At 61.6% G+C, this 21,239-nt stretch carries 16 protein-coding genes; 9 read left to right on the top strand and 7 right to left on the bottom strand.

Features of this window, described 5'->3' with window-relative positions; translation table 11 throughout:
- Positions 1 to 68: 68 nt before the first annotated feature.
- Both ACMGG9_RS07130 and lrp read right to left on the bottom strand, forming a co-directional pair.
- Positions 69 to 3,692 (bottom strand): DNA translocase FtsK 4TM domain-containing protein, encoded by a 3,624-nt coding sequence (locus ACMGG9_RS07130; protein ID WP_206359611.1) that lies wholly within the window; start codon positions 3,690 to 3,692, stop codon positions 69 to 71.
- A 120-nt stretch (positions 3,693 to 3,812) separates the two neighbouring features.
- Positions 3,813 to 4,307: a leucine-responsive transcriptional regulator Lrp gene (gene lrp, locus ACMGG9_RS07125; RefSeq protein ID WP_004928318.1), complete on the bottom strand. Its 495-nt coding sequence runs from the start codon at positions 4,305 to 4,307 to the stop codon at positions 3,813 to 3,815.
- Positions 4,308 to 4,362: 55 nt separating this feature from the next.
- On the opposite strand from lrp, the gene ACMGG9_RS07120 reads away from it, so the two are divergent.
- The 6 genes from ACMGG9_RS07120 (at position 4,363) to infA (ending at position 10,761) form a co-directional block, all read left to right on the top strand.
- Positions 4,363 to 4,803, top strand: a complete 441-nt coding sequence (locus ACMGG9_RS07120) for a hypothetical protein (protein WP_129993320.1) — start codon at positions 4,363 to 4,365, stop codon at positions 4,801 to 4,803.
- 158 nt (positions 4,804 to 4,961) lie between these two features.
- The gene (trxB, locus tag ACMGG9_RS07115) at positions 4,962 to 5,933 is read left to right on the top strand and encodes a thioredoxin-disulfide reductase (protein ID WP_019454557.1); all 972 of its coding nucleotides are present in this window, start codon (positions 4,962 to 4,964) and stop codon (positions 5,931 to 5,933) included.
- A gap of 240 nt (positions 5,934 to 6,173) precedes the next feature.
- Positions 6,174 to 7,940 carry a heme ABC transporter permease/ATP-binding protein CydD gene (cydD, locus tag ACMGG9_RS07110; RefSeq protein WP_413714984.1) on the top strand — a complete coding sequence of 589 codons (1,767 nt, stop codon included), beginning with the start codon at positions 6,174 to 6,176 and terminating at the stop codon, positions 7,938 to 7,940.
- 2 nt (positions 7,941 to 7,942) lie between these two features.
- Positions 7,943 to 9,682, top strand: a complete 1,740-nt coding sequence (gene cydC / locus ACMGG9_RS07105) for a heme ABC transporter ATP-binding protein/permease CydC (RefSeq protein WP_197666408.1) — start codon at positions 7,943 to 7,945, stop codon at positions 9,680 to 9,682.
- 29 nt (positions 9,683 to 9,711) lie between these two features.
- The gene (gene aat / locus ACMGG9_RS07100; protein WP_033642550.1) at positions 9,712 to 10,437 is read left to right on the top strand and encodes a leucyl/phenylalanyl-tRNA--protein transferase; all 726 of its coding nucleotides are present in this window, start codon (positions 9,712 to 9,714) and stop codon (positions 10,435 to 10,437) included.
- Positions 10,438 to 10,542: 105 nt separating this feature from the next.
- Positions 10,543 to 10,761: a translation initiation factor IF-1 gene (infA, locus tag ACMGG9_RS07095; RefSeq protein WP_002211347.1), complete on the top strand. Its 219-nt coding sequence runs from the start codon at positions 10,543 to 10,545 to the stop codon at positions 10,759 to 10,761.
- Positions 10,762 to 10,966: 205 nt separating this feature from the next.
- Here infA and clpA read toward each other — a convergent pair whose 3' ends face one another.
- Positions 10,967 to 13,246, bottom strand: a complete 2,280-nt coding sequence (clpA, locus tag ACMGG9_RS07090) for an ATP-dependent Clp protease ATP-binding subunit ClpA (RefSeq protein WP_025302261.1) — start codon at positions 13,244 to 13,246, stop codon at positions 10,967 to 10,969.
- A gap of 27 nt (positions 13,247 to 13,273) precedes the next feature.
- Complete coding sequence (gene clpS / locus ACMGG9_RS07085; protein ID WP_004928347.1) at positions 13,274 to 13,594, bottom strand: ATP-dependent Clp protease adapter ClpS; 321 nt, start codon at positions 13,592 to 13,594, stop codon at positions 13,274 to 13,276.
- A 355-nt stretch (positions 13,595 to 13,949) separates the two neighbouring features.
- On the opposite strand from clpS, the gene cspD reads away from it, so the two are divergent.
- Positions 13,950 to 14,171, top strand: coding sequence for a cold shock-like protein CspD (gene cspD / locus ACMGG9_RS07080; protein ID WP_004928349.1), 222 nt, complete (start codon positions 13,950 to 13,952; stop codon positions 14,169 to 14,171).
- 87 nt (positions 14,172 to 14,258) lie between these two features.
- Here cspD and macB read toward each other — a convergent pair whose 3' ends face one another.
- Entirely contained in the window at positions 14,259 to 16,205 is a 1,947-nt protein-coding gene (gene macB, locus ACMGG9_RS07075) for a macrolide ABC transporter ATP-binding protein/permease MacB (protein WP_033642549.1), read from the bottom strand.
- Positions 16,205 to 17,320 (bottom strand): macrolide transporter subunit MacA, encoded by a 1,116-nt coding sequence (gene macA, locus ACMGG9_RS07070; protein WP_414162006.1) that lies wholly within the window; start codon positions 17,318 to 17,320, stop codon positions 16,205 to 16,207. The genes macB and macA overlap by 1 nt, the downstream gene beginning before the upstream one ends.
- 194 nt (positions 17,321 to 17,514) lie before the next feature.
- Here macA and ACMGG9_RS07065 point away from each other — a divergent pair, with 194 nt between their 5' ends.
- Entirely contained in the window at positions 17,515 to 18,468 is a 954-nt protein-coding gene (locus tag ACMGG9_RS07065) for a VirK/YbjX family protein (protein ID WP_033642547.1), read from the top strand.
- A 14-nt stretch (positions 18,469 to 18,482) separates the two neighbouring features.
- On the opposite strand, the gene ACMGG9_RS07060 is transcribed toward ACMGG9_RS07065, so the two are convergent.
- Positions 18,483 to 20,141, bottom strand: a complete 1,659-nt coding sequence (locus ACMGG9_RS07060) for an ATP-dependent endonuclease (RefSeq protein WP_147880279.1) — start codon at positions 20,139 to 20,141, stop codon at positions 18,483 to 18,485.
- 187 nt (positions 20,142 to 20,328) lie between these two features.
- On the opposite strand from ACMGG9_RS07060, the gene ACMGG9_RS07055 reads away from it, so the two are divergent.
- Positions 20,329 to 21,225 carry a lysine exporter LysO family protein gene (locus ACMGG9_RS07055; protein WP_033642544.1) on the top strand — a complete coding sequence of 299 codons (897 nt, stop codon included), beginning with the start codon at positions 20,329 to 20,331 and terminating at the stop codon, positions 21,223 to 21,225.
- Positions 21,226 to 21,239 lie beyond the last annotated feature (14 nt).

Genomic DNA, 21,239 nt, shown 5'->3' with positions numbered 1-21,239 from the left:
TTACGCTTCTTTGCACAAGGGCCGCTTAAGCGGCCCTTTCTTATTGAGTTGCAATGGCTAAACGACCATCAATCGTGCCGCGGCGGCGCCAGCACCTCGCGGTTGCCGTTGTGCCCCTGCTCGCTGACGATGCCCTGCGCTTCCATCTGTTCGATGATGCGCGCGGCGCGGTTATAGCCGATGCGGAACTGGCGCTGTACGCCGGAGATGGAGGCGCGGCGTTTATCCACCACGAAATCCACCGCCTGATCAAACAGCGGATCCAGCTCTTCGTCACCGTCCATACCGCCGCCGGCACCGCCCTCGCCGTCTTCACCGCCGCTGAGAATGCCCTCTTTATATTGGGGCCGCTCGCGCGCTTTCCAATCCTTGACCACCGCGTGCACTTCCTGATCGCGCACGAATGCGCCATGTACGCGCACCGGGATCGAGGAGTTCGGCGCCAGATAAAGCATATCACCCATGCCCAGCAAGGACTCGGCGCCCCCCTGATCGAGGATGGTGCGGGAGTCGATCTTGCTCGACACGGTAAAGGCGATACGCGTCGGGATGTTGGCCTTGATCAGGCCGGTGATCACATCCACCGACGGACGCTGGGTCGCCAGCACCAGGTGGATGCCCGCCGCACGCGCTTTTTGCGCCAGACGGGCGATCAGCTCTTCGACCTTCTTGCCGACTGTCATGATCAGGTCGGCGAATTCGTCGACCATCACCACGATGTACGGCTCTTTCTCCAACACCGGCGGCGTGATGTCCATGCTGTCGGTCGGTTTCCAGAACGGATCCGGGATCGGACGCCCCATCGCTTCGGCCTGATCGACGCGTTCGTTGTAGCCGGCCAGGTTACGCACGCCCAGAGCTGACATCAGCTTATAGCGGCGTTCCATTTCACCCACGCACCAGCGCAGCGCATTGGCGGCGTCTTTCATGTCGGTGACCACGTCGGTCAACAGGTGCGGAATGCCTTCGTAAACCGACAGTTCCAGCATTTTCGGGTCAATCATGATAAAGCGCACTTCTTTCGGCGTGGCCTTATACAGGATGCTCAGGATCATGGCGTTGACCCCGACCGATTTACCGGAGCCGGTGGTACCGGCGACCAGCAAGTGCGGCATTTTGCCCAGATCGGCCACCACCGGCTCGCCGGAGATGTCTTTACCTAATACGATGGACAGCGGCGACGGGTTGTCGCGGAAGGCCGGGCAATCCAGCACCTCGCGCAGGTATACCGTTTGCCGCTTGGCGTTCGGCAGCTCCAGACCGACATAAGGCTTACCGGGGATCACTTCCACCACGCGCACCGCCGAAGTCGACAGCGAGCGCGCCAGATCGCGCGACAGGTTGGAAATGCGCGCCGCTTTAACGCCCGGCGCCAGATCCAGCTCGAAGCGGGTGATGACCGGCCCCGGCAGGATGTCCACCACGTCGGCTTTCACGCGATAATCGGCCAAGCTGGCCTCCACCAGGCGCGCTTTCTGTTCCAGCGCGAAGGAATCGACCGGCTCCACTTCTTTCGGCGCTTCGGTCAGCAGATCCAGCGTCGGCAGAGGCGTGGTCGGTTTCTGCAGCGGCTGATCGTTGCGCATCAGGAACGGGTGAATCAAGCTGTCCATCGCCGGATGCTGCTCAGCCTGAGGTTGCTGAGGCTGCTGCACCTGCGGCTGTTGCTGCGGCTGCTGATATTGCTGCTGCGGCTGTTGGTATTGTTGAGGCTGAGGGTGCGATTGCTGAGGTTGAGCAGCCGGCGCCGCAGGCTCAAACTGGCCGAACGGCATGTCGTCCTCTTGCTCGCTTTCCAGTTCAATGCGCTCTTCAAGCTGCGGCGACAGCGTGAACATCGGCTCGCTCGGGCCATCGTCCACCAGATCCGCCATTGGCGAGAAGCTGAAAGCATTGCGGGTATCGACCGGGCTGGCGGCCGGCGCCTGCGGAGCAGGCTCTTGCTGGCCATAACGCGCCTGCTGCTGCTCGGCGAATGCCTGACGCAGCGCAGCCTCTTGCCGCGCCGCTTCGTCGTCCTGCTGGTCTTCGCCGTAACGCTGGCTCTGTTGCTCGGCGAACGCTTTGCTAAGCTCAGCCTCCTGCTGAGCCTGTTCATCATCCTGCTCCGGCGCGTAGCTTTCGCCGTAGCGCTGGCTTTGCTGCTCGGCGAACGCCTGGCGCAGCGCGGCTTCTTGCAGCGCCTCTTCTTCCTGCGGGTTCGCCGCCGTCAGCTGTTGAGGCTCCGCCTCTGTCTGGCGCTGTTCCTGTTCGGCCGCACGCTGCGAAGGCAGCTTGATACCGTAGGAAGCCAGCTCGCGACGGGTCGGGATGCGTACCGGGTTCGGCCGCGGCAGCTCAGGACCGATGCCCTGCTTAACCTGCGGATTGCCGTCGCTGGTCGCCGTGAAGGCCGGCATAAAGGTCGCCGCCGCAACGCCCGCAGCAGCGGCTGCCGCCGTATCCGGCTGCGGTTTGGCGCCGGTGGCGCTGAAACCGCTCGAACTGCCGATGTCAACGCTGTCACGCTGTGCGGCGGTAAAATCAAAGGGAGAACGCGCCGGCGGCTGCGGCGCGGCCGGCTCTTGCCAGTTGCCAAGGCGCGGCTCATCGTCATCCTGATAAGGATCGACAGGACGCGTCGCCTTAGGCGCAGGCGTTTCTTCCGGGATCTCGAAGGAATACAGCGGCGGCGTAGCGTCTTGCGCCGACGCACTTACCGGGTGCTGATTGACCGAGGCCGGCGCGGCCGGCGCCACCGTTACCGACGGCGCCTGAGCGGCGATCGGCGCAGCGACGGGCTCGTGGATCTCTGCCTTCACCGTCGGTGCAGGCGAAGCCACCGGCGCGCTGGGTGCGGCTTCTGCTTCAAGCTCACCATCGTCGGCGCGCAGGCCGCTGAGCAACGGATCGGCGGCGTCTTCCGCCGCCGCTTTGGCGCTTTCGGTAACCGAAGGCGCGGAGAACAGCACGTCGTCATCGGCGGCCGCGGCTCCGGCGGCGGTCGCGGCAACCGCTGCGGCGGCGCCCTTCCCTGCCTGCTCAGGCTCGTCGTCAACGTAACGCTCGTCATCCTCGAAATAGCGCTCTTCGCGACGTGAGCGATTGGTCATCACCGTCGCAACGCCCAACACCGCCCCGCCGATCTTCTCGGCGATCACCAGCCAGGACCAGCCGGTAAACAGCGTCAACCCCGCCGCCCATACGCACAGCAGCGCCAGCGTAGCGCCGATGCCGTTGAACCACGGCAACATGGCGTTGCTCAGCAGGCTGCCGATCACGCCGCCGGAGGCGAAGTAATAGAGATCGTCAACGTTCAGCGCCGCCAACCCACAGGAGGTGAGCACTAACGCCAGGGTGCCGATCAGGCGCAGGGAAAGCGCGAAATAGTCGATGTAGTCTCTGTTGCTGCGTTGGCGATAAGCCGCCCAGCACAGGACCAGCATGATCGGCGGTATCGCGTAGGCGAGCACCCCGAAGGTGAAGAACAGCGTATCGGCCAACCAGGCCCCGACACCGCCGCCCAGATTGTGAATCGGCTCATGCCACGCGGTCTGCGACCAGCTTGGGTCAGACGGGTTGAAACTGACCAGCGCAGCCATGAGGTAAACGGCAAAAATCGCTACCACGATAAGCACAGCTTCCAGCAAACGCCGGCCACTGCTGAGTCTTTTCAGGGTAACTTCTTTATCTTCTGTATATTCCTGGCTCAAGAAAGGCTCTCCAGGTTCCTGTTAGCTGACATAGCAACAGCGCCGAGAAACTGCCCCGGCGCCGAAACTGTATGAATAAACAGGAGTGTAACCAATTTAATCAGGTTTTGCACCTGCACCTTACCGTGTTTTGATAACCAGACGGTTACTCTGTTTCACTTCTTCCATCACTACGTAGGTACGGGTGTCGTTAACCCCCGGCAAACGCAGCAAGGTTTCGCCCAGCAATTTGCGGTAAGCCGACATGTCCGGTACGCGGGTTTTCAACAGGTAGTCGAAATCGCCGGAAACCAGATGACACTCCTGAATCTCTTCAAGCTTCTGCACTGCCGAGTTGAATTGCTCAAACACATCCGGCGCGCCGCGGTTCAACGTGATCTCCACGAAAACCAGCAGGGACGCATCCAGATAATGCGGGTTCAGCAATGCGGTATAGCCATGAATGAAACCCTGGCGCTCGAGACGGCGCACGCGTTCCAAACATGGTGTCGGGGATAACCCCACGCGCTTCGAAAGCTCGACGTTCGAAATACGCCCATCCTTCTGCAGCTCATTCAGGATGTTGCGGTCGATACGGTCAAGATCTTTACCCGGGCGTTTCTTGTTGTCTGCCATTATTATTGTCTCTCTTATTTTCTTCCGTGCACTTGCCACACCCTAGCCAACGTCAATGTGTAAGGGTTCGTTCCAAGCGAAGACCCGATGCCTGTCATGTGCTTCTTCACTGCCATCATTCCACGCCGCGCAGCCTGTCTGTCCAACTCCGCGCAGCGCCGGCAACGATGTTTCGGTCGAGAAAAAATCAGCAAACGCTTGCGCGCCCTGCTCCGCACTCCCGCTGCGTATCGTCGCCTTGCGGCGCAAATACGTACGATTTGCTGGTGTTACGGGGATAATTTCTTCTTCCTATGATGTTTTCGCAAATGCGCAGCGGATTGTCAAAGTAAAAGAAGCAAAATCAGAACAACGTACCGTCATGAAAAGTCTGCATCCCATTTTTGATTATGAATCGCTGGCTGATAAACCCCGGTCGGGAGCGGCGGAAGCCGCAGAGTGCGCCGTTTTTGCACGGTTGGCGATTCGCTGGCCGAATGCGGCTTTGATAAGTTAAATTTCTGCGTTCGACGACCGATTTACCGACAACGGATGCATTAATAGGCGACAACTATCATACAAATCGTTAACAACGTCGCCCGGCGCTTTTTTTACTGCGCCATTTTCCCTACAATCGGCTTCATTGTCCGCCATTGTGGAATAAAGAGGTTATTCATGGGCACGGCTAAACATAGCAAATTACTGATTCTGGGTTCCGGCCCGGCCGGTTACACCGCCGCCGTCTACGCGGCGCGCGCCAACCTGAACCCGGTGCTGATCACCGGTCTGGAACAAGGCGGCCAGCTGACCACCACCACCGAAGTGGAAAACTGGCCCGGCGACGCCGAAGGCCTGACCGGCCCGGCGTTGATGGAGCGCATGCGCGAGCACGCGGAGAAGTTCCAGACTGAAATCGTCTTCGACCACATCAACAGCGTCGATCTGCAGCAGCGTCCGTTCCGCCTGTTCGGCGACAGCGGTGAATACAGCTGCGACGCGCTGATCATCGCGACCGGCGCCTCCGCCCGCTATCTTGGCCTGCCTTCCGAAGACGCATTCAAGGGCAAAGGCGTTTCCGCCTGCGCAACCTGCGACGGTTTCTTCTACCGTAACCAGAAAGTCGCGGTGGTCGGCGGCGGCAATACCGCCGTTGAAGAAGCGCTGTACCTGTCAAACATCGCCGCCGAGGTTCACCTGATCCACCGTCGCGACAGCTTCCGCTCGGAGAAAATCCTGATCGACCGGCTGATGGAAAAAGTGAAGAGCGGCAACATCGTGCTGCACACCGACCATACGCTGGACGAAGTGCTGGGCGATGAAATGGGCGTGACCGGCGTGCGTATCCGCAGCACCAAAGCGGAAAACGAAACCCGTGAGCTGGAACTGGCCGGCGTGTTCATCGCCATCGGCCACAGCCCGAACACCGGCATCTTCGGCGGTCAGCTGGAGCTGGAAAACGGCTACATCAAGGTGCAGTCCGGCATTCACGGCAATGCGACCCAAACCACTATCCCCGGCGTCTTCGCCGCGGGCGACGTGATGGATCACATCTACCGTCAGGCGATCACCTCCGCCGGCACCGGCTGCATGGCGGCGCTGGACGCAGAGCGTTATCTGGACGGCATCGCCGGCGCAGAAGTCTGCTAAGACGTTTTCATCATCGGCAAAAAGCGGCTCTCGAGCCGCTTTTTTTGTTTCTGGGTTCAGCAATCTCTCCCTCCCATCTGTTATAGCCATATTTGCCCGCTTTATTCTTTTCAGTCTGCCGGGTCACGAGGTAACATGAGGCCTCGCTTGTTTGTCGCCGATTGCGCCAAACACTATTATTTAACAGTACGTTAACCCAGCCCGTAACAAACGGGCGCCGGCGACGCAGACGCATATCTGATGAAAAAAACCAGACAGCAACAGTTAACCCGTTGGCTTAAAACCCAGAGTTCGTTAGCGCAGCGTTGGCTGCGCCTTTCCATGCTGTTGGGGTTGTTCAGCGGCCTGCTGATCGTGGCGCAGGCGTGGCTGCTGGCCAGCCTGCTGCACGCCCTGATCATCGAACACACCCCGCGTGAGCAACTGATCCCTTCGTTTATCTGGCTGGCCGTCGCGTTCGCGCTGCGGGCGCTGCTGAGCTGGCTGCGGGAACGGGTCGGTTTTCTGTGTGGGCAGGTGATCCGCCAGCGCATGCGCCGGCAGGTGCTGGATAAGCTGCAGCAGCTCGGGCCGGCCTGGATCCAGGGCAAACCGGCGGGCAGCTGGGCCAGCATCATCGTCGAACAGATCGAGGATATGCAGGACTATTACTCGCGCTATCTGCCGCAGATGTATCTGGCGGTGTTTATCCCGCTGCTGATCTTGATCGCCGTCTTCCCGATCAACTGGGCCGCCGGTTTGATTCTGTTGGCGACCGCGCCGCTCATCCCGCTGTTTATGGCGCTGGTGGGCATGGGGGCCGCCGACGCCAACCGCCGCAACTTTGTGGCGCTGGCGCGATTGAGCGGTAACTTCCTCGACCGCCTGCGCGGCCTGGACACCCTGCGGCTGTTCGACCGCGCGCAGGCCGAAACCACGCAGATCGCCAAATCCTCCGAAGACTTCCGCAGCCGCACCATGGAAGTGCTGCGCATGGCCTTCCTCTCCTCCGGCGTGCTGGAGTTCTTCGCGTCGATCTCCATCGCCGTAGTGGCGGTGTATTTCGGCTTTTCTTACCTCGGCGAACTCAACTTCGGCAGCTATGGCCTCGGCGTAACGCTGTTTTCCGGTTTTCTGGTGCTGATTCTGGCGCCGGAGTTCTTCCAACCGCTGCGCGATCTCGGCACCTTCTACCATGCCAAGGCGCAGGCGGTCGGCGCGGCGGAAGCGCTGGAAACCTTCCTCAGCGCCGAAGGCGAGCAGATGGGCAACGGCACGCGGAAGTTGCCCGCTGAGCAACCGCTGACGCTACAGGCGAACGAATTGGAAATTCTGTCGCCGAACGGCGTGCTGCTGGCCGGGCCGCTGAGTTTCACCCTGCAACCGCAGCAGCGCGTGGCGCTGGTCGGGCTGAGCGGCGCCGGCAAAAGTTCGCTGCTCAATCTGCTGCTCGGTTTTCTGCCCTACCGTGGATCGTTGACCGTCAACGGCATCGAACTGCGTGACCTGTCCGCAGAGAACTGGAGGCAGCAGCTGAGCTGGGTCGGGCAAAACCCGCACCTGCCGGCGCAAACCTTGCGCGCCAATATCCTGCTGGGCTGCCCGCAGGCCGACGAAACGCAGCTGCAGCAGGCGGTGGAACACGCCTACGTCAGCGAGCTGCTGCCGTATCTGCCGCAGGGGCTCGACACCGAAGTGGGCGATAACGCCGCCCGTCTGTCGGTCGGCCAGGCGCAGCGCGTGGCGGTCGCCCGGGCGCTGATCGGCCCGCGCCGCTTGCTGCTGCTCGATGAACCGGCCGCCAGCCTCGATGCCCATAGCGAACAACGGGTGATGCAGGCGTTGAATGCCGCTTCGCATCAACAAACCACCCTGCTGGTGACGCATCAGCTGGAAGATACCGAAGACTACGATCAGATTTGGGTGATGGATAACGGGCGTATCGTGCAACAGGGCGATTACGCTACCCTCAGCGCCCAACCGGGCCTGTTCGCCACTCTGATCGCCCACCGCCGCGGGGAGCTTTAATCATGCGCGTGTTGCTGCCGTTTTTGGCGTTGTATCGCCGCCATAGCCTGCTGATTAGCCTGGGCATCATTTTGGCGATCGTCACCCTGTTGGCCAGCATCGGCCTGCTGGCGCTCTCCGGCTGGTTCCTGGCCGCCTCTTCGCTGGCCGGATTGGCGGGTCTGCTGACCTTCAACTACATGCTGCCCGCCGCCGGCGTGCGCGGCGCGGCGATCTTCCGCACCGCCGGGCGCTACGCCGAGCGCGTGGTCAGCCACGACGCCACCTTCCGCGTGCTGTCGCACCTGCGGGTGTTCACCTTCAGCAAGATCCTGCCGCTGACGCCGGGCGGCATCGCCCGTTTCCGCCAGGCCGACCTGCTCAACCGCCTGGTAGCGGACGTGGACACGCTGGATCACCTTTATCTGCGGGTGATCTCGCCGCTGATCAGCGCGGCGGTGGTGATCCTGGTCGTCACTTACGGCCTGAGCTGGCTGGATCCTGCACTCGCCCTGACGCTGGGCGGCATTCTGCTGCTGCTGCTGCTGCTGGTGCCGCCGGTGTTCTATCGCGCCGGCAAACCGATCGGTGGCCAACTCACCGCGCTGCGCGGTCAATACCGCACCGACCTGACCGCCTGGCTGCAGGGGCAGGCGGAACTGGTGGTGTTCGGCGCCGTCAACGACTTCCGCAAGACGCTGAACGCCACCGAACAGCGGTGGCAACGCCGCCAGTGGCAGCAGGCCTCGCTGAGCGGCAAGGCGCAGGCGCTGATGATCCTCGCCAGCGGGCTGACGGTGACGCTGCTGCTGTGGCTGACCGCCGCGGGCATCGGCGGCGATACCCAACCCGGCGCGTTGATCGCGCTGTTTGTCTTCGCCGCGCTGGCGTCGTTCGAAGCGCTGATGCCGGTGGCCGGCGCCTTCCAGCATCTCGGTCAGGTGATCGCCTCCGCCACGCGGGTCAAACAGATCATCGATCGCCAACCGGAAGTCACCTTCCCTGCCGCCGGCCCGGCCGCTGCCGACCGGGCGCAGCTCAGCCTGCAGCAGTTGAGTTTCACCTACCCCGATCAGCCGCAGCCGGTGCTGCGCGACGTCACGCTTGAGGTGGCGGCCGGCGAACACATCGCCTTGCTCGGCCGCACCGGCTGCGGCAAGTCCACCCTGCTGCAGCTGCTGACCCGCGCCTGGCGCACCGACGGCGGCAAAATTCTACTCAACGGCGAACCGCTGGAGGATTATGATGAAACCACGCTGCGCCGAATGACCACGGTCGTCAGCCAGCGAGTGCATATCTTCAGCGATACGCTGCGGGAAAACCTGCGGCTGGCCGCACCGGATGCCGACGACGCTCGTTTGAGTGACGTCCTGCAGCAGGTGGGGCTCGGCAAATTGCTGGCCGGCGACGGCGGACTGAACGCCTGGCTCGGCGAAGGCGGCCGCCAACTGTCCGGCGGCGAACAGCGCCGTCTGGGCATCGCCCGTGCGCTGCTGCATCCGGCCCCGCTGCTGCTGCTTGACGAACCGACCGAAGGGCTGGACGCCGAAACCGAGCAGCAGATCCTGGCGCTGCTGCGCCGGCATTGTCAGGGCAAGACGCTGATCCTGGTGACGCACCGCCTGTATGGCCTGGAACATCTCGACCGCATTTGCGTGATGGACGACGGCCGGATTGTCGAACAGGGCAATCACGCGGCCCTGATGCGCCAGCAGGGCCGCTATGCCCGCTTTCGCAACCGTATCAGCAACCTGGCGCCTTAATCGGCCCGTAGAGGACGCAGAGACCCTGTATGCGCATCGTTAAGCTCTCCCCGCAGTCGCTGGCGTTTCCCTCGCCTGAGGGCGCCCTGCGCGACCCCAACGGCCTACTGGCGATCGGCGGCGACCTCACGGCGCCGCGGCTGCTGGCGGCCTATGAGCGCGGCATCTTCCCCTGGTATTCGCCGGGAGAGGCCATCCTGTGGTGGTCGCCCGACCCGCGTGCGGTGCTGTTCCCGGCCGAGTTTCATCTTAACCGCAGCCTGAAACGCTTTCTGCGCCACGATCCGTTTCGCATCACGCTCAATCACGACTTCGCCGCGGTGATCGCCGCCTGCGCCCACCGACCGGATGAAGGCACCTGGATCGGCCCGGAGGTGCAGCGCGCCTATCAGCATCTGCATCGCCTCGGCTACGCGCACTCGGTGGAGGTCTGGCAGGATGATCAACTGGTTGGCGGCATGTACGGCGTGGCGCAGGGCGCGTTGTTCTGCGGCGAATCGATGTTCAGCCGCGTCACCAACGCCTCAAAATGCGCATTGATGGCCTTTTGCCGCCATTTTGCCGCTTATGGCGGGGAATTGATTGACTGCCAGGTGCTGAACGCTCACACTGCCCGCCTTGGCGCGCGTGAAATTCCGCGCCGTCAATTCTTGCAGCAGCTCAGCACCCTTCAACGGCGGCCTTTGGCACCGGCGTGCTGGGCGCCGCAAGTCATATCCCCACAGCCGGTTGAACCGCCCTATCCAGTAAACTAATTGATGGAAACGGTGCAATGTTCACCGACACATCTTTACATAATGGGGGTTTTTCGGCATTATCTTGCCGGTTAAAAACTAAGGTAGTTAGACCTAGAGGATTCGATGGCCAAAGAAGACAATATTGAAATGCAGGGCACCGTTCTTGATACGCTGCCCAACACCATGTTCCGCGTTGAATTGGAAAACGGGCACGTGGTAACCGCACACATCTCCGGTAAAATGCGTAAAAACTATATCCGCATCCTGACGGGCGACAAAGTCACTGTAGAGCTGACCCCGTACGACCTGAGCAAAGGCCGCATTGTCTTCCGTAGCCGTTAATCGGCTCACCGCGCGCCACACGCTGGCGGCATCGAGGATGTAATCCCTCGGGAGCCCTTTCCGTTTACCCCCGCAGCGACGTTAAACAACGGGTTGCAGGTGCGCAGGTAAACTGAGAGGGCTCACTCGTTTCTGTTGTACGGTGAATCTCACCCATAAAAAAAGCGATGCCGAAGCATCGCTTTTTCTTTGCCTGCAGGCAGCCTTAGTGCACCGCGCCCTCGTCCGCCTTGCGCTTGGCGGCGCTGAGGAAGTGGTAAGTCAGCTGTTTCTTGTCCTTGTCCAGCTCGACCTTCACGGAACCGCCGTCCACCAGCGAACCGAACAGCAATTCGTTGGCCAACGGTTTCTTCAGGTTTTCCTGCATGACGCGCGCCATCGGACGAGCGCCCATCGCACGGTCGTAGCCCTTCACCGACAGCCAGTCGCGCGCTTCGTCGCTCACTTCCAGCGAGACGCCCTTCGCATCCAGCTGCGCCTGCAGTTCGACGATAAACTTGTCGACCACCTGCTGGATCACCTCGGTAGACAGATGGTTGAACCAGATGATGTTGTCCAGACGGTTGCGGAATTCCGGCGTAAACACCTTCTTGATCTCTTCCATCGCGTCGGTGCTGTTGTCCTGCTGCACCAGGCCGATCGACTTGCGTTCGGTTTCCCGCACACCGGCGTTGGTGGTCATCACCAGGATCACATTGCGGAAGTCCGCCTTGCGGCCGTTGTTGTCCGTCAGCGTGCCGTTGTCCATCACCTGCAGCAGCAGGTTGAACACATCCGGGTGCGCCTTCTCGATCTCATCGAGCAGCACCACCGCATGCGGATGCTTGATCACCGCATCGGTCAGCAGCCCGCCCTGATCGTAACCGACGTAGCCCGGAGGCGCGCCGATCAGACGGCTGACGGTATGCCGCTCCATGTACTCGGACATGTCGAAACGCAGCAGCTCGATATCCATCGCCTTGGCCAGCTGTACGGTGACCTCGGTTTTCCCGACCCCGGTCGGCCCGGCGAACAGGAAGGAACCGACCGGCTTGCGCTCGTGGCCCAGACCGGCGCGGCTCATCTTGATCGCTTCCGTCAACGCTTCGATCGCCTGATCCTGGCCGAATACCAGCATCTTCAAGCGATCGCCCAGGTTTCTCAGCACGTCGCGATCGCTGGCCGACACGGTTTTCTCCGGGATGCGAGCGATACGCGCCACCACGGATTCGATATCGGCCACGTTGACGGTTTTCTTGCGCTTGCTGGCCGGCATCAACCGGCTGCGGGCGCCCGCCTCGTCGATCACGTCGATCGCCTTGTCCGGCAGATGGCGATCGTTAATGTATTTCACCGACAGCTCCACCGCGGCGCGGATCGCCTTGGCGGTATAACGCACGTCGTGGTGCGCTTCATACTTGGTCTTCAGGCCGTTGATGATCTGAACGGTCTCTTCCGCCGTCGGTTCGGTGATATCGATCTTCTGGAAACGGCGCGCCAGAGCGCGATCCTTTTCGAAGATGTTGCTGAACTCCTGGTAGGTGGTCGAGCCGATCACCCGGATCTTGCCGCTCGACAGCAGCGGTTTGATCAGGTTGGCGGCATCCACTTGCCCGCCGGAAGCCGCACCGGCGCCGATGATGGTGTGAATTTCATCGATGAACAGGATGCTGTTCTGATCCTGTTCCAGCTGCTTGAGCAGCGCCTTGAAGCGTTTCTCGAAGTCGCCGCGGTATTTGGTGCCGGCCAGCAGTGAACCGATATCCAGCGAATACAGCGTGCAGTCCGCCATTACTTCCGGCACGTCGCCCTGCACGATACGCCAGGCCAGGCCTTCAGCGATGGCGGTCTTGCCCACGCCGGATTCGCCGACCAGCAGCGGGTTGTTTTTACGACGACGGCACAGCACCTGAATCGCGCGCTCCAGCTCACGATCGCGGCCGATCAGCGGATCGATGCCGCCCACACGGGCCAACTGATTGAGGTTGGTGGTGAAGTTTTCCATACGGTCTTCCCCTCCGGACTGCTCTTCGTTCACCGGGTTTTCCGCATTCGGCGCTTGTCCCGGCTCGTCTTTACGCGTGCCATGTGAAATGAAGTTCACCACGTCGAGACGGCTGACGTCGTGCTTGCGCAGCAGATAGGCCGCCTGCGATTCCTGCTCGCTGAAAATAGCCACCAACACGTTGGCGCCGGACACTTCGCTGCGGCCGGAGGATTGCACATGGAAGACCGCGCGCTGCAGCACGCGCTGGAAGCTGAGCGTCGGCTGAGTGTCGCGCTCTTCTTCGCCGGCGGGCAGCGTCGGTGTGGTTTGTTCGATGAAGGCTTCCAGCTCCTGGCGCAACGCGGCCAGATCCACCGTACATGCCTCGAGCGCTTCTCGCGCGGCAGGGTTGCTCAGCAACGCCAGCAACAGGTGCTCCACGGTCATAAACTCGTGTCTGTGCTCACGCGCCCTGGCGAAAGCCATGTTGAGACTGAGTTCCAGTTCTTGATTGAGCATAAGCACCTCCCCAATAGATTGCCTTATTCAGGCTTTTTCCAGCGTACAAAGCAACGGATGCTCGTTCTCCCTTGCGTACCGGTTCACATGGACGACTTTGGTTTCCGCCACCTCGGCGGTAAAAACACCACAGATCGCCTTGCCTTGATAGTGGACCGTGAGCATCAGTTGCGTTGCGCGTTCAATATCATAAGAAAAGAACTTTTGCAGAACGTCAATCACAAATTCCATCGGTGTGTAATCGTCGTTGTTAAGTATAACTTTATACATAGACGGCGGTTTTACCGCATCGATTTGTTTTTCTTCGGCCAAGTGTTCAAAGTTTAGCCAATCGTTGTTATTGCCCATCGCTGCTCATCTTCTCTGCTCTGCCCTCTGATATGGGGACAGGTTTCGGTTATTCAAAGTGGGGATAGTTACTATTTTATCATCTTCGGCATCGTCCCGCCGCACTGTAACGTGCGCAAAAAAACGGGCCAATTGTGACTGAATCGTGGCAATAGCGTTACCTGCTTCAAACTTTGGTGAACTGCTCCCCGCCGACAAAAGCCGATCCCTTGACGCCCCGATCATTTGCTCTAGAGTGTAAATTCGTGGCTGGTGGTCTTTTAACCACCCCTTGTCCACCCTGCTACTCGCCCACGGCGAGTGCGAAATCAGTTATTCATCTCACTTAAAATAGCGTTGCGAGGGATGTAAAAGCATGGAGACGGGTACTGTTAAATGGTTTAACAACGCCAAAGGTTTTGGCTTCATCTGCCCAGCCGGCGGCGGCGAAGATATTTTCGCGCATTATTCCACAATCAAGATGGATGGTTACAGAACGTTGAAGGCGGGCCAGCAGGTCAGCTTTGACGTGCATCAAGGGCCCAAAGGCAACCATGCCAGTCTTATTGTGCCAGTGGAAAGCGAGGCGCTGTCCTAAACGCTTCCGGCAGCGTCGCGCTGCACTGACTCTGACTGCGATAAAAATGCCAGCCGCCGTGTGACTGGCATTTTTTATGCCTGTGACTTACTCGCGCGCCAGCGCATCGATCGGATTCAGCCGCGCGGCATTGCGCGCCGGCAGATAGCCGAACACCACGCCGATGCCGGTGGAACAGAGGAACGCGCTCAGCAACGCCGCCGGCGGGAAACTGATCTGCCAACCCGGCAACACCAGCTGCACCGCCAAACCGATAGCGAACGACAACGTAATCCCCAGCGCGCCCCCCACCAGGCAGACCAAGACCGCCTCGATCAGAAACTGCTGCAACACATCGCCGGAACGCGCGCCCACCGCCATGCGGATGCCGATCTCACGCGTGCGCTCGGTCACCGACACCAGCATGATGTTCATCACGCCGATGCCGCCCACCACCAGCGAAATCACCGCCACCAGCGTCAGGAACAGCTGCAGCGTGCGAGTAGTTTTCTCCGCAGTTTGCACCAGGCTGTCCATGTTATAGGTGAAGAAATCCTTCTTGCCGTGGCGCAACGTCAGCAGACGCGACAGCTGTTGTTCCGCTTCCTTGCTGTCGTAGCCGTCGCGGATGCGCACGGTGATCGAATCGAAATAGCTGTTGCCCATCAGCCGGTTGGCCATGGTGCTGTACGGCACCCACACGTTCAGCGTCTTGCTGCTGCCGAACATCGACTGCTTCTCTTTAGCCACGCCAACCACCGTCGCCGGCATGTTGCCCACCAGGATCACCTCGCCCACCACGTTTTTTTGGTGCGGGAACAGCCGCCGTTGGGTATTGGCGTCGATCACCACCGTCTGCGCCTGTGACTGCACCTGCATCGGGTCGATGCCGACGCCCTGGGTAAAGCTCATGCCGTACACGCGGAAGAACTGCTCGCTGACGCCGTTGACGTTGGCCGCCGCGTCGACGTTGCCCAGCCGCAACCGCATGCTGCTGCTGATGCTCGGCGACAGCGCGCTGATGTACGGCTGTTCGCGCAGCGCGTCGAGATCGCCGTATTTCAACGATTGCCGGTAGGTCGGATCGTCGTCGCCGAAGTCCTTGCCGGGGTAGATATCGACGGTGTTGGTGCCGATCGATTTGATGTCCGCCAGCACCATCTGCTTGGCGGCGTCGCCGATCACCAGGATCGATACCACCGAGGCGATGCCGATAATGATGCCGAGCATGGTCAGCGCGGTGCGCATCTTGTTGGCCGCCATCGCGCGCCAGGCCATGACCAGCGCTTCGCGAAAGCGGCCGCCCATCTGCCGCCAGGAAGGCGCCGCGGCGGCCAGCGTCAGCGGCTTGGCCTGGGCATCCTCCGACGGCGCCGGACGGGAATCGGCGATGATTTCGCCGTCGCGGATCTCGATGATCCGTTCAGCCTGACGCGCCACCGCCGGATCGTGAGTCACCAGGATCACCGTGTGGCCCTGGGCGCACAACTGTTTGAGGATCGCCATCACCTCTTCGCCGGAATGGCTGTCGAGCGCGCCGGTCGGCTCATCCGCCAGGATCACCTGCCCGCCGTTCATCAGCGCGCGGGCGATACTGACGCGCTGCTGCTGGCCGCCGGAAAGCTGGCTCGGCCGATAGTTGACGCGCTCCCCCAGCCCCAGACGGCGCAACAGCGCCTCCGCCCGTTCGCGCCGCGCCGCTTTGCCCAGCCCGGCGTACACCGCCGGCACCTCGACGTTATGCGCCGCGCTCAGGTGCGGCAGCAGATGATAACGCTGAAAGATAAAGCCGAAATGCTCGCGCCGCAGCTGCGCCAGCGCATCGTCGCTCAGCGTCGCCACGTCCTGGCCGGCCACCCGATAGACGCCGGCGCTCGGCTTGTCCAGGCAACCGAGAATGTTCATCAGCGTCGATTTGCCGGAGCCGGAAGCCCCCATGATCGCCACCATTTCACCGGCGTCGATGCTCAGACTGATCCCCTTCAGCACCTCCACCGTCTGCTCGCCGGAACGGTAGCTGCGGCGGATGCCGTTCAGCTGCAACAGCGCCGCCATCAGCCGGCCTCCACGCCGCCGCGGCTGACGATCACCTCATCGCCCGCCTCGAGCCCGCTGAGGATCTGCACATCGATATTGTTGCGCAGGCCGATGGCCACCTCACGCTTCTCTTCCTTGCCCTGTTTCAGCACCGAAACGTGGTAGCGATTGTCGGCGATCTGATCGCCCAGCGCCGCCAGCGGGATCACCAGCGCCTGCTGGACGCCGGCCAGTTGAATGTGCACCTGCGCCGTCATTTGCAAGCGCAGCAGCCTTTCCGGGTTGGGCACTTCGAAACGCGCGTAATCGAAGATGGCGTTGTTGACCTTTTCCGGCGTCGGCTGAATGTCTTTCAGCACGCCGTCGAAGCGCCGGGTCGGATCGCCCAGCACCGTGAACCAGGCCTTCTGACCCGGCTTGAGGTTAATGACGTCGGCCTCCGAGACCTGCGCCTTCACCAGCATGGTGCCGAGATCCGCCAGCGTCAGAATGTTCGGCGCCTGTTGCGCCGCGATCACCGTCTGGCCCTGCAGCGTGGTGATCTGCACCACGTCGCCATCCATCGGCGCTTCGATGCGGGTATAGGCCAAATTGATCTTGGCGGTATCCAGGCTGGCCTGGTTGCGGGCGATCTGCGCATTGATGGTGCCTACCTGCGCCTTCTTCACCGCCAGCTGCGTCGCCGCCTGATCCAGATCCTGACGCGATACCGCCTGCAGTTTGGCCAGCGCCTGGTTGCGCTGCAGCGTAACCGCCGCCAGCTGCTGTTCCGCCTGCGCCTGCAGCAGCTGCGCATGCAGCTCGCGCAGCGTCGCCTCGCCTTCACGGATGCTGTTCTGCGCCTGTTGCGGATCGATAACCCCCAGCAACTGACCTTTCTTCACCTTGTCGCCGATCTCGACATACAGCTTTTCCAACTGCCCGCTGACCTGCGCGCCGACGTCAACCTTGCGCACTGCGTCCAGCTGGCCGGTCGCCAACACGTTCTGCTGCAGATCGCGCTTGGTGACCTTTACCGTTTTGAAATCGGTCGGCGCCGGATGGCGGAAGTGCCAAACGGCCGCCGCGGCAATCGCCGCAATCACCGCCAGTGCGAGTATCCAGCGGCGTTTATGTCCTTTAAACCCTGTCAAAATTGACCTGCCTGTGCTTGTGAATATCGACCGCCCATTGCGGCGGCGGAGCTAAATTAGCACGCACCGTAGGGAATAACTAAACCTTAGCTCAACACAATGTGGAGACACGCTTGGTTACAGTTCGGCATTGAACTCCCGTTTAGTGAAGCCTTGATGAAATAGCGCCATTCAACACAGCCAAGGATTTCATCATGTCACAGCTCAGCTACCCACTCGCCTCCGCCCGGCCGCTTAACGGCTGGCAACTGATGACGGCGCTGATCAATGGCGAAAAGGCACCGAGCAACGCCTGGAAAAAAACCTCGTTTCGCCTGAAGTTTCTCGGCCGTTCGCTGCTCAACTGGCGCACCACCAGCGGCCTGCTCAGCACCCTGGCCAGCAATCCGCTGCTGGAGGAGATCCTGAGCGCGCAGCCGAACCTGCCGTGCAAACTGCATCGTCCCTACCTGGCGGCCAACATGAGCAAGATCGAATGCCTGTTCGCCCTGCGCGATCATTACGATCTCATCGTACAGCGCATGCCGCTGAAGATGCGCCTCGGCCACCTCGGCCCGCACGCCTTCGTGCTGGCCAGCGCGATGGGCAAGAACGAAGCGCCGATCACGCTGGAGCTGGCGGCGATCGACAAACTGAATAAGGAAGGGGAAGCCACGCTGCTGCTGCGCAACGCCAACGGCGTGATGCTGGCGGAGATCACCTTTGCGCTGATGCATTATCAGCAGCAGCCGACGTTGTTCATCGGCGGTCTGCAGGGCGCAAACCATGACGTGCCGCACGCCGAGATCCAGCACACCACCAAAGAGTGTCACGGCCTGTTCCCTAAACGGCTGGTGCTGGAAGGCATCTGCACGCTGGCGCGGCACCTCGGCATCCGCCAGATTGTGGCGGTCGGCAACGCCACCCATATCTATCAAAACTGGCGCTACCAGAGTAAGAAGAAGGACAAGCTGCACGCCGATTACGATCAGTTCTGGCTATCGATGGGCGCCAAACCGCTCGACAGCGGCTATTTCCTGCTGCCCGAACGCATCGCCCGCAAGCCGATCGAAGAGATCGCCAGCAAGAAGCGCGCCGAGTATCGCCGCCGCTATCAGCTGCTGGACGAGCTGGAACAGGGATTGGCGGCGCACTTCTGCGCCCGATAACACCCGGCGGGCCGTCAGTCCGCCCGGCCGCGCGCCAGCCAGATCACCCGTGAGAACATTTTCTTCAGCAGCGGCGGCACCGAGTCCGTGCCCCATTCGCCGGCCTGCATCGCGACCTCGATCGCCAGATCCGGCTTCGAAGAGTGGTGGACCGCTTTCAGGATCACCTTGCGCACCGGCATCTGCGCGTTGATCGGCACCGACGCCATTCGGTGATAGACCGGGGCGAACCCTTCGCGGAACATGAAGTGTTCCATGTCCGGCGCCGGCAGCGCGGTCAGCCGATCGCGTTCGTTGTCTTCATGATTGTCCAGCAGGCTGCGCACGGTGTTGGCGTACTTTTTGCCCGCCTCATCGCCGTCCACCAGCGCATGCCACTCGATGCCCATGCGGCGGGCAAAGCGCAGCAGCGGCTTCAGGCCGCACTGAGCGAATTCGATGACCCTTACCCCTTCCGCCTCGAAATGATAGCCGCACTGGCGCGCCAGTTCGTTCAGCAGCCACACTTCGGTCTCGCCCTCCACCAGCAGCCAGCAGCGGGCGAACAGCGACGACGGCCGGTTGAAACGGATGTGAAACGCGATGCGCCGCCCGTCTTCGGCGCTCAACCCGCGCGGCCCGAGACGATAGGTCGCGACGCGGCCCGACTCGCGCACCAGCCGGCACACGTGCTCCACCGGCACCAGCGACACCAGTTCGCTGGAGTTGGTGGTGGTGATGCGCTGCAGCGGCAGCTGATTGAGCAGCCCCCAGGCCACCGACAGCATGATCGGATGCAGGCGAGTTTCCGGGTCTTCCACCAGCAGCAGCGGCCGGGCGTGCGGATCCAGCTTGACGTCGCCCTTGGCCTGCAGCAGGGTGGAAAACATGCCCAGCAGGATCAGACGCATGCTGCGGCTGTTCGGCTCGGCGACCATGCGGTTGATGCCGTCCAGCGCGCGCCAGGCGTCCTGCTCCGGTTCACCGCCGCGGCGGCGCGGCCGCGCCACCTGCGAGCCCTGCTCGGCAAAGTAGTGCTCGAGCAACTGCTGCATCGCCGCCAGCCCCTGACGCAGCTCGCCGTTGGTCAGCTTCTGCGGATTGCGCACCAGCTCGCGCGTCAGCTGATCCAGCTGCTGCGCCAACGCCTGCGTATCGGGTTTGCGTTCATCGCCGAGGCTGCTGGGGCGCAGGCGGCGAATAAAGCGCGCGTCGCGCAGGCGCAAAACCGGGTGGATGCGGATGATGGCGTGGGCCAGCTGTTCGATATGGTGCAGTTGAAAGGCGTTGCCGTCGGCGTCGAGAAAACCGCGCCAGGTGCACACCGTGCCGTCATCGGCCAGCTCGCCCTCGCAGCGGTAGTGAATGCGGCTCAGGCCGTCTTCCCCCTTGACCCACAACGGCGTCAGATGGCGGTAGCGCGGCAGGTGCGCGTGGCCGATGTCTTTCTCGCAGAAGGTGAATACCACCTGCAGGTGGCGCTCTTTGGCCGCCTCCTCACCGGGGGGAAAATGGAAGTCGTGCGCTTCAAATCGATACAGTTTCTGCTCCGGCGCCAGCAGCAGCGTCAGCGCATCCAGCAGGCTGGATTTACCCCAGGCGTTTTCGCCGAGCAACAACGTGTTATCGTCCAGCATCAGGGACAGCCGATTAATACCGCGAAAACCTACAATTTCGATACGCTCCAAGAACATCCGCCGCCTCCCGTGCGCGCCGTCGCCTCTTCAATGAGGCGACTTTCACAGAGCATGGTCAAAAAACCCCTTGCAGGTCAAGCGGCCAGCGTCAAATCTGCCGCTTTACTCCGGCCGGGCTTTTGGTTAGCGTGTGCTCCTCGCCGCCGTTCGTCGCGCATCAAAACTCAAGGACACTCGTTGCACCATGTACTCAGGACTGTTGATTATTCTGTTACCGCTGATTGTCGGTTACCTCATTCCCTTACGCCATCGCCCGCTGCTGGTGCTGATCAACCGGCTGCTGAGCTGGATGGTGTATGTGATCCTGTTTTTCATGGGCATCAGCCTGGCGTTTATGGAGAATCTCAGCAGCAATCTGATGCTGATCTTCCAGTACAGCGCGGCGTTCTTCTTCTGCATTCTCTGCGCCAATCTGCTGTTGCTGGCGCTGCTGGAGCGGCGCATGCCGTGGCGCAGCAGCCATAAACAGGAAAAGCTGCCTTCGCGCGTGCATATGGCGCTGGAGTCGCTCAAGCTGTGCGGCGTGGTGCTCGGCGGCTTCCTGCTCGGCCTGACGCAGTGGCAATGGCTGCAGTTCGCCCATAAAGGCAGCGAATATGCGCTGATCTTCCTGCTGTTGCTGGTCGGCATTCAGCTGCGCAACAGCGGCATGACGCTGCGCCAGATCGTGCTCAACCGCCGCGGCACGCTGGTGGCGCTGGCGGTGGTCGTCGCGTCTCTGGCCGGCGGCGCGCTGGCGGCGCAGCTGCTGGGGCTGCCGGTCAAGGCCGGGCTGGCGATGGCCTCCGGCTTCGGCTGGTACTCGCTGTCCGGCATTCTGATCACCGACGCCTACGGCCCGGTGATGGGCAGCGCCGCGTTCTTCAACGATCTGGCGCGCGAGCTGGTGGCGATCATGCTGATCCCGACGCTGGTGCGCCGCAGCCGCTCCACCGCCCTCGGCCTGTGCGGCGCCACCTCGATGGACTTCACCCTGCCGGTGCTGCAGCGCAGCGGCGGACTGGACATGGTGCCGCCCGCCATCGTGCACGGCTTTCTGCTGAGCCTGCTGGCGCCGGTGCTGATCGCCCTGTTCTCCTGATCCTTTCCCCTTGG

Source organism: Serratia sp. BNK-10, from assembly GCF_047456065.1.
Lineage (GTDB): Bacteria > Pseudomonadota > Gammaproteobacteria > Enterobacterales > Enterobacteriaceae > Serratia > Serratia ureilytica.
The sequence above is the reverse complement of the archived record's forward strand: the minus strand, read 5'-3'. Positions and strand labels throughout refer to the sequence as shown.

Excerpts from the sequence above, each read along its gene's own strand:
- lrp (WP_004928318.1), bottom strand. The coding sequence starts at position 4,307 with ATGGCAGACAACAAGAAACGCCCGGGTAAAGATCTTGACCGTATCGAC.
- ACMGG9_RS07120 (WP_129993320.1), top strand. The coding sequence starts at position 4,363 with ATGTGTAAGGGTTCGTTCCAAGCGAAGACCCGATGCCTGTCATGTGCT.
- trxB (WP_019454557.1), top strand. The coding sequence starts at position 4,962 with ATGGGCACGGCTAAACATAGCAAATTACTGATTCTGGGTTCCGGCCCG.
- cydD (WP_413714984.1), top strand. The coding sequence starts at position 6,174 with ATGAAAAAAACCAGACAGCAACAGTTAACCCGTTGGCTTAAAACCCAG.
- cydC (WP_197666408.1), top strand. The coding sequence starts at position 7,943 with ATGCGCGTGTTGCTGCCGTTTTTGGCGTTGTATCGCCGCCATAGCCTG.
- aat (WP_033642550.1), top strand. The coding sequence starts at position 9,712 with ATGCGCATCGTTAAGCTCTCCCCGCAGTCGCTGGCGTTTCCCTCGCCT.
- infA (WP_002211347.1), top strand. The coding sequence starts at position 10,543 with ATGGCCAAAGAAGACAATATTGAAATGCAGGGCACCGTTCTTGATACG.
- clpA (WP_025302261.1), bottom strand. The coding sequence starts at position 13,246 with ATGCTCAATCAAGAACTGGAACTCAGTCTCAACATGGCTTTCGCCAGG.
- clpS (WP_004928347.1), bottom strand. The coding sequence starts at position 13,594 with ATGGGCAATAACAACGATTGGCTAAACTTTGAACACTTGGCCGAAGAA.
- cspD (WP_004928349.1), top strand. The coding sequence starts at position 13,950 with ATGGAGACGGGTACTGTTAAATGGTTTAACAACGCCAAAGGTTTTGGC.
- macB (WP_033642549.1), bottom strand. The coding sequence starts at position 16,205 with ATGGCGGCGCTGTTGCAGCTGAACGGCATCCGCCGCAGCTACCGTTCC.
- ACMGG9_RS07065 (WP_033642547.1), top strand. The coding sequence starts at position 17,515 with ATGTCACAGCTCAGCTACCCACTCGCCTCCGCCCGGCCGCTTAACGGC.
- ACMGG9_RS07060 (WP_147880279.1), bottom strand. The coding sequence starts at position 20,141 with ATGTTCTTGGAGCGTATCGAAATTGTAGGTTTTCGCGGTATTAATCGG.
- ACMGG9_RS07055 (WP_033642544.1), top strand. The coding sequence starts at position 20,329 with ATGTACTCAGGACTGTTGATTATTCTGTTACCGCTGATTGTCGGTTAC.